The following is a 13,392-nucleotide window of genomic DNA, read 5'->3' on the forward strand; positions in this document are numbered from 1 at the left end:
GCCCCCTGCGTCGGGGGGTGGCCCTATTTGCCCGGAGTGATGCACATGAAGGCGGGAAGATCCTTGATCTTTTCTTCCCGCCTCCCCGCCTTCATGCTCCGATCCGGCCACCACCCTGCGTCGCGCTGGCCGTGAGTCCCCATCACCGGGAGCCTCGCAGGCCCACGCCGGCGCGCCCTCAGGCCCTCAGGCGCCCACGTTCACCGCGGTCTGTCTCGTCAGGACGGTGGCCGAGTGCCCCGCGTGCAGCGTGAACACGCCGGGCTCGACCTGCCAGCGACCTGCCGCCCAGTGCGCAAAGGCCCGCGGCTCGACGGTGGCGACGACCTCGGCCGTCTGGTCGGGCTCGGCCTCGACGGAGGCGAAGCCGGCCAGCCAGAGCAGGGGGCGCTCGACCGCAGAGCCCGGCCGCGACAGGTAGAGCTGGATCATGTGACGGCCGCGGCGGGTCCCGACATTGCGGACCTGCACCCGCACCTCGACCGCCGCGCCGGCGGCGACGCTCGCCGGCGCGGCCATGTCGACGATCTCCCAGCGCGTGTAGCCCAGGCCGTGCCCGAACGGGTAGGCCGGGGTGACGCCGGCGCGGGCCCAGGCCCGGTACCCGACGTGCAGCCCCTCGACATAGACCAGCTTGCCGTTCTCGGGCTTCGTCGAGAGCACGGGCACGTCCTCGTCGCGCGACGGCCACGTCGTGGGCAGACGGCCGCCGGGCTCCACGGCGCCGAGCAGCACGTCGGCGGCGGCGTTGCCGAGCTCCTGGCCCGGGAACCACGTGAGGAGCACCGCGGCCACCTCGTCGCGCCAGGGCAGGGTCACCGGCCCGCCGGAGTTCACAAGCACGATCGTCCGGGGGTTCACGGCCGCGACGGCGCGGACCAGCTCGTCCTGGCGGCCGGGGAGCGCAAGCGTGCTCCGGTCGAAGCCCTCGCTCTCGATCGCCTCGGTGGTGCCGACGACAACGATCGCCACGTCGGAGGAGCGCGCGAGCTCCACGGCGCGCGCGAGCTCCTCGTCGTCGGGCAGCGCGGGGACCTCGGCGCCGAGGGAGAACGCCACCGCGATCGTGCCCGGAAAGACCGAGTGCGCGAGGGCGAGGTCGATCTCCTGGCCGGCGGCGAGGGACAGCTCGGCCGCCCGCTGCGGCGGGGCGAGCAGGGCCGCGGCGAGGTCGTCCTTGTCCGGCGCGATCATCCCGTCGAAGAGGACCTGCCCGCCGCCGGCGAGGCGGTAGGCGCCCACGCCGGCCACGCCGATCCGGTAGCGGCCCGCCTCGGCGGCGCGGAACCGCGCCGTCACCTCGATGGTCGCGGCCCGCGTCGCGCGCTCGTCCCCGATGAACGTGAGGCGCCCCACGTCGCGATGCTCCTCGTGCACGACGTGGCCCCTGGCGTCGAGGAGCCGCACGTGCACGCCGGCTGTGCCGGTCACGGGGTCGACCACCTGGTCTCCGGCCACCGGCACGAGGCCCTCGTGGATGCGGGTGCCGAGCGCGTGGAGCACCTCGGCGCGCTGGCCGAGCGCGGCGCGCAGCCCGTCGAGCGGCGAGACGGCGTAGTGCGGGTGCACGCTGGCGCTGCCGCCGCCCTGGATCCGCCCCTGCGCGGCGCCGGGGCCGATCACGGCGACGCGCCGCAGGCTGGCCGCGTCGAGGGGGAGCGCGTCGCCCTGGTTGCGCACGAGCACCATGCCGGCCGCGGCGGCCTCGCGGACAAGCCGGGCGGCCTCGGCGGCGGGGAGCTGGGCGGGGGCGGGGGCGGCCGGCGCGACGCCCTCGAGCGCGCCGACCCGGGCGGCGAGGCGCAGGAGGCGGCGGACCTTGTCGTCGATGGCCTTCTCGGGCACCGCGCCGCTCTGGACCGCGGCGACGAGCGCCCGGCCCCACGGCCCTTCCGGGCCAGGCATGACGAGGTCCAGCGCCGCGCGGGCTGCGGCCTCGGTGGACCGGGTCGCGGTCCAGTCCGAGATCACGACCCCGTCGAAACCCCACTCGTCCTTGAGCGGCACGTCGAGCAGGGCGTTCTCGGTCATGGTCGCGCCATTGACGGCGTTGTACGAGGCCATCACGAGCCACGCGCGCGCGCCGACGACCATCCGCTCGAAGGGCGCGAGGTAGAGCTCGCGCAGCGTGCGCTGATCGACGCGGACATCGACGGTGAACCGCTCGGTCTCGGAGTCGTTGGCCACGTAATGCTTGGGGGTGGCGCCGACGCCGTGGGCCTGCAGCCCCCGGACGTAGGCCGCGCCGATCCGACCGGTGAGCAGCGGGTCCTCGGAGAAGCACTCGAAGTGCCTGCCGCCGAGCGGGCTGCGGTGCAGGTTGACCGTCGGCCCGAGGACGACATCGACGCCCTTGCGCCGCGCCTCGGACGCCAGCAAGGCGCCGAGGCGCTCCAGGAGGGCCTCATCCCATGTGGCGGCGAGGGCGGTGGCGGAGGGGAGGCTCACCGAGGGATCGCGCTCGTCCCAGTGCTCGCCGCGCACGCCGACCGGGCCGTCCGAGACGACCATGCGGCGCAGGCCGATGGCGGGCTCAGGGTAGGTGCTCCAGAAATCGGCGCCCGTCAGCAGGCGGACCTTCTGCTCGAGCGACAGCGCGCCGAGGGCGTCCGCCACCCGCCGCTCGACGGCCTCGGGCGGATGATCGGTCTTCTGGGGATGAGCGGATAGCGAGTCGGCGACGGCCATGGACCCTCCTGGAAGCACAGAGACGCCGCCCACGGAGGCGGCGCGAGCACGGTACGTACAAGGTCAAGGAAACGCCAGGTTCACAGGAGAGTGACGGTCATCGGTGGTTGGCGTTCATCGGCCCAGAGGGTGAGAGGGAGATCACCCGTGTTGGCGCCGCGTCGGTCGGCACGGACAGCAGAGCTCGCGCGTCCGCTGCGTGCGAGCCGCGGGCGTTCCAGCGGTCGAAGACGGCTGCGGCAGGTGCATTCAAGGGCAGGCGCAGACGCCGCCGTGGTGCGAGCAGCACCCGCGCTTCACGTAGGTGCAGGTCGGCGAGAGCGTGCCATCGCAGCAGCAGACGCGGCCCTCGTCGGGCGCCGGCCGCGGCCGGCCGGAGCGGCCGGCACCCGAGGGCCGCGCGGGAGCGGGCGCCTCGGCGGGCCCCGGGGCGCGCGCCTCGGCGGGCCCCGGGGCGCGCGCCTCGCCGGGCCCCGGGGCGCGCGCCTCGCCGGCGGCCTCGAGCTCGGCGCGGCGGCGCTCGGCCTCCGCGGCCTCGCCGGCCTGCCGCTGCGCCTCGATCTGCGCCTGACGCGCCTCGCGGTGCCGCCGGTAGCGCGCGACGAGGGCGCTCGACGCACGCAGATCGGCCTCGGCCTGCTCGCAGAACGAAGGACACCGGTCGACGCGGGCCTGCGCCTCGAGCTCCAGCACGAGGCAGTCGGGCTCGCTCCTGCAGCCGTGCGCCAGCCGGGACCGGAACCCGTCGTCGTGGCGCGCTCCGTCGCGGTGATGGCAGCCGGCGAGGAGGGGGAGGAGGAAGAGCCAGCAGACGGCGAGGAGGCGCACCGGGGGATTGTCGTGCCGCACGCGGGGGGCGTCGAGACCTCGAAGACATGGGAGCCCTTGTTGCCGGGGCGGGGACGAGGCAATTCTCCGGGGCCCCTCGAGCGAGGACTCCTGCCATGAGCCTTTCGACCGTGCTCCGCGTCCTCGGCCACACCGACGGCGAGGTCCACAGCCTATTCCGCACCGGTTCGCGCGTGTACGGCACCGCGACCGCCACGTCCGACGAGGATTTCGTCGCCGTCCTCGCGCGCCGCGACGCGAGGCAGGACCTCGCGTTCTCGCCCGGCATCAACGTCGTCCTGCACGGGCTCGACACCTTCCGCAACGCCATCGCCGAGCACAGCGTCTTCGCGCTGGAGTGCCTGTTCCTCCCGCCCGAGCACCGGCTCAAGGAGACGAGACCGCCCTTCGCGTTCAAGCTCGACAGGAAGAAGCTCGCCGCGTCGGCCGCGGGCCGCTCCGCGTCCGACTTCAAGAAGGCCGGCGCCCGCTTCGACGAGGACCCCGGGGCCTCGAAGAAGAAGCTCTTCCACGCGCTCCGGGTGCCGCTCTTCGCCGTGCAGATCGCCGAGACCGGCGCCCTCCACGACTACGGCGCCGCGAACCCGTACTGGCGCGAGCTCGTCGCGGACGAGCGCCTCGACTGGGAGGACTACCGCAAGACCTACGGCCCGCTCCGCGAGAGGCTCTGCGAGCGGCTCGCGGCGCTGGCCTCACGACGGTAGCCGCACCGCCGGCCCCGGCGCCGTCCTCAGCGCGGCGGCCCTCCCGCCGGATCCGCCGCGAGCTTCTGCGGCCGGAGCTCCTGGTGCATCCAGTGCTCGTCCGTCTGCACGTGCCCGCGCCGCACCCACTTGGCGAGGCTGCGCTGGAACATCGCGTCCGGGAACTCGCCCGCGACCCGCACCACCACCCCCTCGCGCTGGCCGCCGAACGCGGAGGGCTCGCGCGCGAGCGCGCTCGTCAGCGCCTCGAGATCGTGCTCGCTCTCGACGATGCCCCGGAACAGGACAGGCACCGTGGGGAGCCCCAGATCCTTCGCCTGGGCCACGACCATATCCCACTCCCAGAAGAGCCCCAGCGCGTCGTCGCGCACGCCGAAGACCAGCGAATACCCCGGCAGCGCGTCGTATTCGATGGAGTGAACCGCATAGCAATACTCGCAGAAGAGCGACATGCCGTCCGAGAGCAGGTGAGCGATGCTCGCGTGCGTGGCCTTCGCGAGGTCGAAGCTCGGGTGGGACGGAGGGCCCGAGTGCGAGCGAGAGAAGACGCTCTTCCGCGTGTACGTGAGGTTGCTCCCGTCGCACTTCTCGGTGATGACGATCTCGACGCCGAGCAGCCCCGACACGTCGGCCATCCTCTTGTCGTCGGACGTGCCGCCGGGCGACCATGGCAGGTGGAACGAGCGCGGGTATTTGGCGGACATGGCGGCGCCAGGGTAGCACCGACCTCCGGGCGCGGACATGCTACGATCCTCGCGCGCTGCGCGCCTGTGTCCGGCGCGCGCTCGCCCCAGGGTGCTCCGTCATGTCGTCCGCGTCCTCGCTCCTCGACCTCCTCACGCCCGATCCGGAGCGTGTCCCCTGGGACGAGCTCCAGGTCTTCGACTGGGTCCGCGCGCTCGAGGGCTGCCCGCAGGACCCGATTCACCACGCCGAGGGCAACGTCTGGATCCACACCCGCATGGTGCTGGAGACGCTGCTCGGGCTGCCCGAGTGGCGGGCGCTGCCGGCGGAGGAGCAGCGCGTCGTGTACCTCGCCTGCCTGCTCCACGACGTGGCGAAGCCGGCGACCACCCGGGAGCAGGACGGGAGGATCACGGCCAAGGGCCACTCGCGCGCGGGCGAGCTGCTCGCGCGCCGCCTGCTCTGGGAGCTCGACGCGCCGTTCGCGCTGCGCGAGCAGGTGTGCGCGCTCGTGCGCTACCACCAGATCCCCTTCTATCTCATCGAGCGGGATGACGCGCAGCGCGTCGCCGCCGAGATCAGCCTCCACGCGCGCTGCGACCTGCTCGCGCTCGTGGCCGAGGCCGACATCCGCGGGCGCGTCTGCGCGGACATGGCCCGCGTGGTCGACAGCATCGAGCTCTTCCGCGAGCTCTGCCGCGACGAGGGGTGTTACCGGGCGCCGCGCTCCTTCGCGTCGGATCACACGCGCGTCGTGTACTTCCGCTCCGACCTCACCGGCGGGCGCCACCCGGACGTGGAGGTCTACGACGACACGCGCGCCGAGGTCGTGGTGATGAGCGGGCTCCCGGGCGCCGGGAAGGACACCTATGTCCGCAACCACCTCGCCGACTGGCCGGTGGTCTCCATGGATGCGCTGCGGAGCGAGCTCGAGATCGATCCGACCGAACCGCAAGGACAGGTGGTCCAGGCGGCGCGCGAGCGGGCGAAAGAGCACCTCCGGCGCGGCGAGCGGTTCGTGTGGAACGCGACGAACCTGTCGCGGCAGCGGCGCGGGCCCGTGCTGCAGATGGCGGCGGACTACGGGGCGAGGGTCCGTGTGGTCTACGTGGAGGTGCCGGCGGCGGCGCTGTTCGCGCAGAACCGCGCGCGGGAGGCGGCGGTGCCGGAGGCGGCGATCCGCCGGATGATCGAGCGGTGGGAGATACCGGCGAAGACCGAGGCGCACGAGGTCGTGCTGGCGGTGCGCGGAGAGGACTGAGGAGGTCCCGAGAGCCCCTCCTGCTCCGATCAGGCGAATCGGGGAGATCTCATGTGGACCCCCTCAAGCCTTGCAAGGTTTCCGCATCGACCGACCCCTGCTCCCCCTGGCGCCTTGGCGGTCCAGCCCGTCCGTCGCGCTATGTGTTGTCCGCGCCGTTCACGCGCGCGTCGCTCAGGCGCGCGAGGATCTCGTCCACGGTCTCCTCGACCGTGAGGTCCGAGGTGTCCAGCCAGAGACCCAGCCGCGGTGTCTCCTCGCGCAATACGCGGTCGAAATCGAGGATCGCCGAGGCGTCTTGATACCCGCGCTTCGCTCGACCCGCCTCGCGCGCCGCGACCACGGCGGGACGCGGACAGAGGACGACGACGTGCAGAGGACGGTGCGCGTAGCACCGCACCACCTCCGCGAGCCCAGATCCGAGGATGATGTCCTGGTGGACGACGGTGAACCCGGCCTGGAGATACAGATCGGCCGCCGCCGCCGCGATACGGTACCGGAGCCGCAGCTGCCGCTCGGCCTCCCCGGAGAGCTCGAAGCCCATCTCGGCGCGTCCACTGACGATCATGCGGCGAAACACGTCGCCCCGGAGATGCACGCTCCTCGGCAGCCGCTCGGCCAGCCGCTGGGCCACGGTCGACTTTCCGGCAGCCATGAGCCCCGTGATCAGGAACATCGACGGAGGGTCCGGCAGGCTCACATGCGTGGTCATGAGGGTCGATCCTCCTCGGCGCCCCGGAGCGCGCCGCTCCTCTACCTCCGCCCGAACCCCGGCACCAGCATCGCCGTCCACCGCGCCGGGCTCTTGATCCGCTCCCGCGCCATCACCGCGTCCGCCTCGAGGAGCCGCTGCAGCCCCTTCTCGCCGCCGAAGAGCTCGCCCGACTGACGCCGCGCCGCCGCCGCGTAGAGCGGCATGTCCGCCGCGTCGAACCCGGCCGCCGCCACCTCCAGCTGCAGGATCGCCTCCTCCCGCTCGCCGCGCAGCTCCGCCGCGCCCGCGCGGAGGAGCGGTACGAACGGGTCGGACCACGCCATCCGCTCCCGGGCAAGCGCGGCGGCGTCCCGCAGCGCCGCCTGGATCAGCGGCTCGGGATCGGTCGCCCCCTCGGCGGCAGCCAGCGCCGTGCTCGCGCGCTCCACGTGGGCCATCACCCGGCTGTTCTGCATCATCAGCAGCATCGAGCCCTCGATCGCCGGCCACGCCTCCGCGAGCCGCTTCATCGCGGCGCCGGCGCGGCCGGCGTACCGGTCGACGTAGGTCTCGCCGAGCAGCCCCACGAAATGCTCGAGGTGGAACCCCGACGTCGTCCACCTCGACAGCGCCCCCAGGACCGCGCCGCGCGCGCCCGCCACGTCGTCCGACGCGAGCGCCACCCACACCGCCTGCACGCTGAAGATCGCCGCCGCATAGCGATCGCCCCGCTGCTCGGCGCCCCGGAGCACGGCCGGCAGCGTCCGCGCGAGCGCGTCGATCTGCCCGCGGTAGTACCGCATCCACGACGTCATCACCTGCGTCGTCACGAGCTCCCAGGCGGCGCCGGTGCAGCGGTCGCGCAGCAGCTCGTCGGCCCGCTCGTACCACGTGAACGCCGCCTTCCAGCGGCCCGCCGTGAACGCCTCGAGCATGCCCGACACCATCATCGACAGGCCGAGCAGGTGCGGGCTGTCGAGCCGCTCCGCGAGCGCGCGCACCGCGGCGACGAGCTCCTCCGCGCGCGCCCGGCCCGGCGCCCCCATCATGCACGCCGACGAGGCCTCGAACGCGAGCGCGCGGCCGACGCGGTAGGGCTCGCCGGCGCGCAGCGCGAGCAGGAGGGCGCGCGCCGAGAACTCGGCGGAGCGCACCAGGTCGACGGCCGACAGACCCACCGTCACCGTCCAGCAGGCGTCGATGCGCGCGAGCTCCTCCGGACGCACCTCCGCCTCGGACCGCTCGCGGAACCGGAGGCCCCGCAGGCGCAGCTCCGCCCGGTGCAGGAGCAACGCCACGAGCGCGCGCCGCGGCGTCTCCGGGAACGACAGGCCGACCGCCCTCAGCACGGCGCGGACGAGATCGAGCCCCTCGTCGATGTGCCCGCTCCGCAGGTACTGCTCCGCGGCGCGGCGGCGGAGCTCGAGCGACCGCGCGCTGTCCGCCCCCTCCGCCGCGGCCGCGTAGCGCCTCGCCGCCTCGGCCCCCTGGCCCGCGTTGACCAGCGCGTCGGCGCACCGCACCCCGAGCGCGCGCGCCTCCGCCTCCGGGAGCTCCGCCTCGCGCGAGAGCAGGCCGAGCGCGAGCTCGTAGAGCCGCGCCGCGCGCTCGAACGCGAGCGCCTCGGCCGCCTGCTCGGCCGCGAGCGCCGCGAGCCGCCCCGCCCGCGCCGCGTCGCCCGCGCCGAGCCAGTGCCGCGACAGCGTCTCGGCGTCCGCCGTCCCGAGCGCCTCGAGCGCCCGCCCGAGCCGCCGGTGCCGCGCCGCGAGCTGCTCCGGACCGAGCCGGCCGACCACGGACGCGCGCACGAGGTCGTGCGACGCCTCGACGAGCTCCCCCTCGCCGGCGCGCCGCGCGACGATGAGGTCCTCGGTGAGCAGCAGCGTCATCGCCGGCGCGCGCTCCTCGTCGTCAAGCTTCGCCGCGCGCGCCGCGACCGCCGCGTCGATCGGCTCGCCGGCGACGGCGATCACCTCGATCAGCCGGAGCGCCTGCTCCGGCAGGCGGTGGAGCCGCGCCTTGAGCGCCCGGTCCAGCGCGGCGTCGCCCTGCGCGCCGGCCTCGCCCGCCGGCGCCTGCGCGTCGCGGGCGAGCTCGCCGAGCAGCCGCGGGTTGCCGCCGGACGCGCGCGCGACGGCGTCCGCCCGCGCGCGGGTGCCCTCGTCGCGCGCGAAGAGGAGCGCGAGCGCGAGCTCCTCGGCCTCGAGCGGCAAGAGCGGGCCGACCTCGATCTCGCGCAGCTCGCCGTCCCGGCGCAGCGGCTCGAGCCGCTCCCGGCCGCCGGGGGCGGCCTCGACCTCCCCGGCGGCCGGGCGCGCGAGCCCCATCCCGTCGAGCAGCGCGCGGAGCGGCGCGCTCGTGGCCACGTCGTCGGTCCGGTAGCTGCCGAGGAACATCATCGCGGGCGCGTCGGGCGGCCGCGTGAGCTCGAGCAGGAGCGCCACGCTGTCGGCGTCGCAAAACTGGAGGTCCTCGATCGCCACGACGAGCGGGCTGCGCTCGGCGATGCGCCAGAGCAGCTGCCGGAGCGCCGCGAAGGTGCGCTGCCGCAGCTCCTGCGCGTCGGGCGACTCGCTCACGCGCGGCGCGGACGCGACGGCGGGCACGCGCGAGAGCGCCGGGAACACCCGGACGAGCGCGCGGACGTCGCGCGGCAGGAGGCGCTCCACCTCCTCGGCGGAGACGCGCCGGAGGAACCGGCTCAGCGACTCCATGACGCCCCCGAACGCCTTGTAGGACTCGGTCGCCCCGAGGGCGCAGCGCCCCCGCAGGACGACCGGCCCCTTGTCGCGGCGGAGCCCCATCAGGAAGTGGTGGATGAGCGCGCTCTTGCCCATGCCCGCGCCGCCCCGAACGAGCACGGAGATGGGCCGCTCCATGAAGAGCGACGCGGCGGCGCGCTGCAGGGCGCGCAGGTGCGGGCGGCGGCCGATGAAGTGCTCGATCGTCGGCGGCACGAGCGGGTGCAGCGCGCTCTCCGGAGCGGGCTCGGCGCCGCCCGGCGCGGGCTCGGCGCCGCCCGGCGCGGGCTCGGCGCCGCCCGGCGCGGGCTCGGTGCCCCCCGGCGCCGGCTCGGCCCCGCTCGGCGCAGGCTCGGCGCTCGGCGTCGGCTCGGCGCCGCCCGGGTCCTCCGCTCCGCACCCCCCGCCCTGCGCCACGGTCACTTCTTGCTCAGGAACGCATCCATCGCCTGGCGGTGCTCCGGGCCGTTCCACTGCTCGGCGAACGCCCGCCGCTCGACCTCGACGGCGGAGGCGCGCAGCGCCTCGCGCACCTTGCGCAGCGCCCGCTTCATCGCCGCGACCGAGGCGCGCGGGCTCCTGGCGATGCGGTTCACCTGCGCGATCGCGCGGCTGCGCGCCGTGCCGGTCGCGACGACGTCGCTCACGAGGCCGATCCGGAGCGCCTCGGCGGCGCTGATCTTCTCCGCCGTCAGGAGCAGCCGCGACGCCTCCAGCGGCCCCACCCGCTCGCAGAGCCGCGTCAACCCGCCCCAGGCCGGCGACAGGCCCATCGTGACGTGGCGGAACGAGAGCGCGGCGTGCTCCTCGACGAGGACGAAGTCGCAGAGCAGGAGCAGCTCGCAGCCGCCGCCCAGCACGTCGCCCTGCACCGCGGCGATGATCGGCACCTCGCTCTCCTCGAACGCCGCGAGGCCCTCGAACATCGCGAGGATCTCGCCGCCCTCCGCGCCGCCCGCGGCGAGCGCGGAGAGCTCGCGGATGTCGCCGCCCGCCACGAAGACGTCGCTGCTCGTCGCGGCGATCACGATGCCGCGCACGCGCGGGTCCGAGCCGGCGACGCGGACCGCCTCGCCGAGGCGCCTCGCGAAGGCGCTGTCGATGGCGTTCCTGCGCTCGGGGCGATCGATGGTGAGGACGACCGCATCGCCGGCCGCCTCGACCCCGAGGGTCACGAGACGGCCCTCCGCGCGCCCCTCCCGTTCGTGAGCACCGGGGGCTTCCTGCGGCTCGCGCCCGTTCCGTTCTCCACCGCGCGGCTGAACCGCCGCGGCACCGGCATGCGCTCGTCGTGGATCACGTCGGCGATCCGCGCCTCGAGCGTGCGGCGGCTGAGGCCGCGCTGCTCCTCGGCGTACCGCTCGGCGTAGCTGATGATCGCGCCCGCGACGTCGACGCCGCTCGCGCGCTCGACCCCCTCCAGCCCGGGCGAGCTGTTGATCTCGAGGATCTTGGGCCCGGAGCGCGCCTCGAGCATGTCGACGCCGGCGACCTCGAGGCCCATCGCCTTGGCGGCGCGGATCGCGACGCTCCGGTAGGAGCGCGGCAGCTTCACCCGGTCGCCCTTGCCGCCGCGGTGGAGGTTCGAGCGGAACTCGCCCGGCTTGGCGACCCGCCGCATCGACGCGACGACGCGGCCGCCGACGACGATGACGCGGATGTCGCGCCCCTTCGACTCGCGCACGTACTCCTGGAGCACGATGTCCTGGCCCATGGCCCAGAACGTCTCGAGCAGCGCGTGCACCGCGTGGGGCGTCTCGGCGAGCATGGTGCCGATGCCCTGGGTCCCCTGCTGGAGCTTCACGATCGCGGGGCAGCCGCCGACGAGCGAGAGCGCCGCCTCGACGCCGGCCGGGTTCCTGGCGCAGACGGTGGTCGGCACGTTGAGCTTGCGGCGCGTGAGCAGCTGGAGCGCGCGCAGCTTGTCCCGGCTCCTCGCGATCGAGACGGCGCCGTTCAGGACCGGGACGCCCATGAGATCGAACTGCCGGACGACGGCGAGGCCGTAGTTCGTGATGCTCGCGCCGATGCGCGGGATCACGATGTCGAAGCGGGGCACCGCCGAGCCACCGACGAGCAGCGACGGGCGACCGCTCGACACCACGATCTGGAAATCGAGCGGATCGATGACGCTGACGTCGTGACCGCGCGCGCGCCCCGCGAGCACGATCCGGCTCGTCGAATAGAGGGACGCGTTGCGCGACAGGACGAGGAATCGCATGTGGCCCGGAGGCTAGCAGAGCCCGCAGACTGCGTGGATGGGTGCGCGAGACGATTCATTTTTCGCTCTTCGTCGTTCGGCTCGTTCAGCGCGTTCAGCGCGTTCGGCGCGGTTCTTCGGACGCCCCCACCGCCCGCGCTGCCTGCCCCGCGTCGCGCACCGCGCCATCGGCCCTCATTTTCCATGCGGCTTCCATGCGGCCCCTTGCAGCTCCGTTCGATTTCGATGCGGCGGACCGGACGCGGGCGGAAGCGCGGGCGGTGGGCGGCGCTTGCGCTGAAAAATGTTTCGTGTACGAATTATTTCAGTCCGCCGGCGAGGAGGGGTTCGCGATGTGGCAGCCGTTCACGGAGGAACATCAGCAGTTCAGGAAGACGGTGCGGGCCTTCGCAGAGAAGGAGCTCGCTCCCCATGTGGAGGAGTGGGAGGCGTCGGAGTGCTTCCCCGGCTGGGTGTTCAAGCGCGCCGGCGAGCTCGGGATCCTCGGCGCGCACTTCCCGGAGGAGCACGGCGGCGCCGGGCTCGACTACTGGTTCTCGGCGGCGAAGGCCGAGGAGCTCGTGCGCTGCACGATGGCGGGGGTCTCGATGGGGCTGCTCGTGCAGAGCGACATGGCGACGCCGGTGATCAGCGACATCGGCACGAAGGAGCAGATCGACGAGTTCCTCAGGCCGGCGCTCGCGGGCGACAAGATCGCCGCGCTCGGCGTCTCGGAGCCGGCGGCCGGCAGCGACGTGGCCGGGATCCGGACGACCGCGCGCAAGGACGGCGACGACTACGTGCTGAACGGGCAGAAGACGTTCATCACGAACGGGACGCGCGCCGACTTCGTGACGCTGCTCGCCAAGACGTCGCCGGACAAGGGGGCCCACGGCTGCTCGTTCTTCCTCGTGCCGACGGCGCTGCCCGGCTTCAGCGTCGCGAAGAAGCTGAAGAAGATCGGCAACAAGTCCTCGGACACGGCGGAGCTCTTCCTGGAGGACGTGCGGGTGCCGCGGCGCTACCTGCTCGGCGAGCCGGACCAGGGCTTCGCGTACCTGATGCAGAACTTCCAGACCGAGCGGCTCGTCGCTGCGGTGGGCGCGATCGCGAGCTCGTTCATGACGCTCGACAACACGGTCGAGTACGGGCGCGAGCGGGTGGCGTTCGGCAAGCCGATCATCAAGCGCGAGTCGTGGCAGCACAAGTTCGTGGACCTGTACACGCGCTGCGAGGCGGGGCGCGCGTTCGCCTACAAGTGCGTCGACCACTACAACGACGAGCGGTACGTGCGGAAGGTGCCGATCAGCTTCGACACGGTGAAGCTCATCTCGATGGCGAAGATCCTGGCCGGCGACGTGGCGAACGACGTCGTGGACACCTGCCTGCAGTTCCACGGCGGCTGGGGCTACATCGAGGACTTCCCGATCGCGCGCGCCTGGCGCGATCAGCGGCTCCTGCGCATCGGCGGCGGGACGACCGAGACGATGAAGTACTACCTGGCGAAGCTGATGAACTTCTGAGGGCCGCCGGCGGGCGCCTCCACCGCGCGAACGGCGCAAACAGCGCAA

Annotated in this window: 10 protein-coding genes; 3 read left to right on the forward strand and 7 right to left on the reverse strand. The window is 73.7% G+C overall.

Translation table 11 applies throughout. The annotated features are described in order from the left end of the window. Nucleotides 1-186 precede the first annotated feature (186 nt). Both WME75_RS35970 and WME75_RS35975 read right to left on the reverse strand, forming a co-directional pair. Nucleotides 187-2,688, reverse strand: a complete 2,502-nt coding sequence (locus WME75_RS35970; RefSeq protein ID WP_437480536.1) for a beta-glucosidase — start codon at nucleotides 2,686-2,688, stop codon at nucleotides 187-189. A gap of 249 nt (nucleotides 2,689-2,937) precedes the next feature. Continuing rightward, nucleotides 2,938-3,516: a hypothetical protein gene (locus tag WME75_RS35975; protein WP_437480539.1), complete on the reverse strand. Its 579-nt coding sequence runs from the start codon at nucleotides 3,514-3,516 to the stop codon at nucleotides 2,938-2,940. Nucleotides 3,517-3,632: 116 nt separating this feature from the next. On the opposite strand from WME75_RS35975, the gene WME75_RS35980 reads away from it, so the two are divergent. Continuing rightward, on the forward strand, nucleotides 3,633-4,241 hold the full coding sequence (locus tag WME75_RS35980; RefSeq protein WP_437480541.1) for a hypothetical protein: 609 nt from the start codon (nucleotides 3,633-3,635) through the stop codon (nucleotides 4,239-4,241). Between the two features lie 26 nt (nucleotides 4,242-4,267). On the opposite strand, the gene WME75_RS35985 is transcribed toward WME75_RS35980, so the two are convergent. Next, nucleotides 4,268-4,945 carry an RNA ligase family protein gene (locus WME75_RS35985; protein WP_437480544.1) on the reverse strand — a complete coding sequence of 226 codons (678 nt, stop codon included), beginning with the start codon at nucleotides 4,943-4,945 and terminating at the stop codon, nucleotides 4,268-4,270. 101 nt (nucleotides 4,946-5,046) lie between these two features. Here WME75_RS35985 and WME75_RS35990 point away from each other — a divergent pair, with 101 nt between their 5' ends. Continuing rightward, nucleotides 5,047-6,186 (forward strand): AAA family ATPase, encoded by a 1,140-nt coding sequence (locus WME75_RS35990; RefSeq protein WP_437480547.1) that lies wholly within the window; start codon nucleotides 5,047-5,049, stop codon nucleotides 6,184-6,186. A gap of 139 nt (nucleotides 6,187-6,325) precedes the next feature. Here WME75_RS35990 and WME75_RS35995 read toward each other — a convergent pair whose 3' ends face one another. Genes WME75_RS35995 through WME75_RS36010 form a run of 4 tightly spaced genes read right to left on the reverse strand, consistent with a single transcriptional unit; the run spans nucleotide 6,326 to nucleotide 11,842 of the window. Continuing rightward, nucleotides 6,326-6,898: an AAA family ATPase gene (locus WME75_RS35995; protein WP_437480549.1), complete on the reverse strand. Its 573-nt coding sequence runs from the start codon at nucleotides 6,896-6,898 to the stop codon at nucleotides 6,326-6,328. Nucleotides 6,899-6,939: 41 nt separating this feature from the next. Next, the gene (locus tag WME75_RS36000; RefSeq protein ID WP_437480552.1) at nucleotides 6,940-10,038 is read right to left on the reverse strand and encodes an ATP-binding protein; all 3,099 of its coding nucleotides are present in this window, start codon (nucleotides 10,036-10,038) and stop codon (nucleotides 6,940-6,942) included. A 2-nt stretch (nucleotides 10,039-10,040) separates the two neighbouring features. Further along, nucleotides 10,041-10,796 carry an enoyl-CoA hydratase/isomerase family protein gene (locus tag WME75_RS36005; RefSeq protein WP_437480555.1) on the reverse strand — a complete coding sequence of 252 codons (756 nt, stop codon included), beginning with the start codon at nucleotides 10,794-10,796 and terminating at the stop codon, nucleotides 10,041-10,043. Continuing rightward, a complete protein-coding gene (locus tag WME75_RS36010) occupies nucleotides 10,793-11,842 on the reverse strand; it encodes a RimK family alpha-L-glutamate ligase (RefSeq protein WP_437480556.1) in 1,050 nt (349 codons plus the stop codon). Before WME75_RS36010 ends, WME75_RS36005 begins: the two co-directional genes overlap by 4 nt. 332 nt (nucleotides 11,843-12,174) lie before the next feature. On the opposite strand from WME75_RS36010, the gene WME75_RS36015 reads away from it, so the two are divergent. Further along, entirely contained in the window at nucleotides 12,175-13,344 is a 1,170-nt protein-coding gene (locus WME75_RS36015; RefSeq protein ID WP_437494993.1) for an acyl-CoA dehydrogenase family protein, read from the forward strand. Nucleotides 13,345-13,392: the final 48 nt, after the last annotated feature.

The sequence above is a fragment of the Sorangium sp. So ce1014 genome, from assembly GCF_051521505.1.
Taxonomy (GTDB): Bacteria; Myxococcota_A; Polyangia; order Polyangiales; family Polyangiaceae; genus Sorangium.

What these genes read in the sequence shown, in the direction of transcription:
- WME75_RS36015 (WP_437494993.1), top strand. Translation starts at nt 12,175, where the DNA reads ATGTGGCAGCCGTTCACGGAGGAACATCAGCAGTTCAGGAAGACGGTG.
- WME75_RS35990 (WP_437480547.1), top strand. Translation starts at nt 5,047, where the DNA reads ATGTCGTCCGCGTCCTCGCTCCTCGACCTCCTCACGCCCGATCCGGAG.
- WME75_RS36010 (WP_437480556.1), bottom strand. Translation starts at nt 11,842, where the DNA reads ATGCGATTCCTCGTCCTGTCGCGCAACGCGTCCCTCTATTCGACGAGC.
- WME75_RS35985 (WP_437480544.1), bottom strand. Translation starts at nt 4,945, where the DNA reads ATGTCCGCCAAATACCCGCGCTCGTTCCACCTGCCATGGTCGCCCGGC.
- WME75_RS35980 (WP_437480541.1), top strand. Translation starts at nt 3,633, where the DNA reads ATGAGCCTTTCGACCGTGCTCCGCGTCCTCGGCCACACCGACGGCGAG.
- WME75_RS35995 (WP_437480549.1), bottom strand. Translation starts at nt 6,898, where the DNA reads ATGACCACGCATGTGAGCCTGCCGGACCCTCCGTCGATGTTCCTGATC.
- WME75_RS35970 (WP_437480536.1), bottom strand. Translation starts at nt 2,688, where the DNA reads ATGGCCGTCGCCGACTCGCTATCCGCTCATCCCCAGAAGACCGATCAT.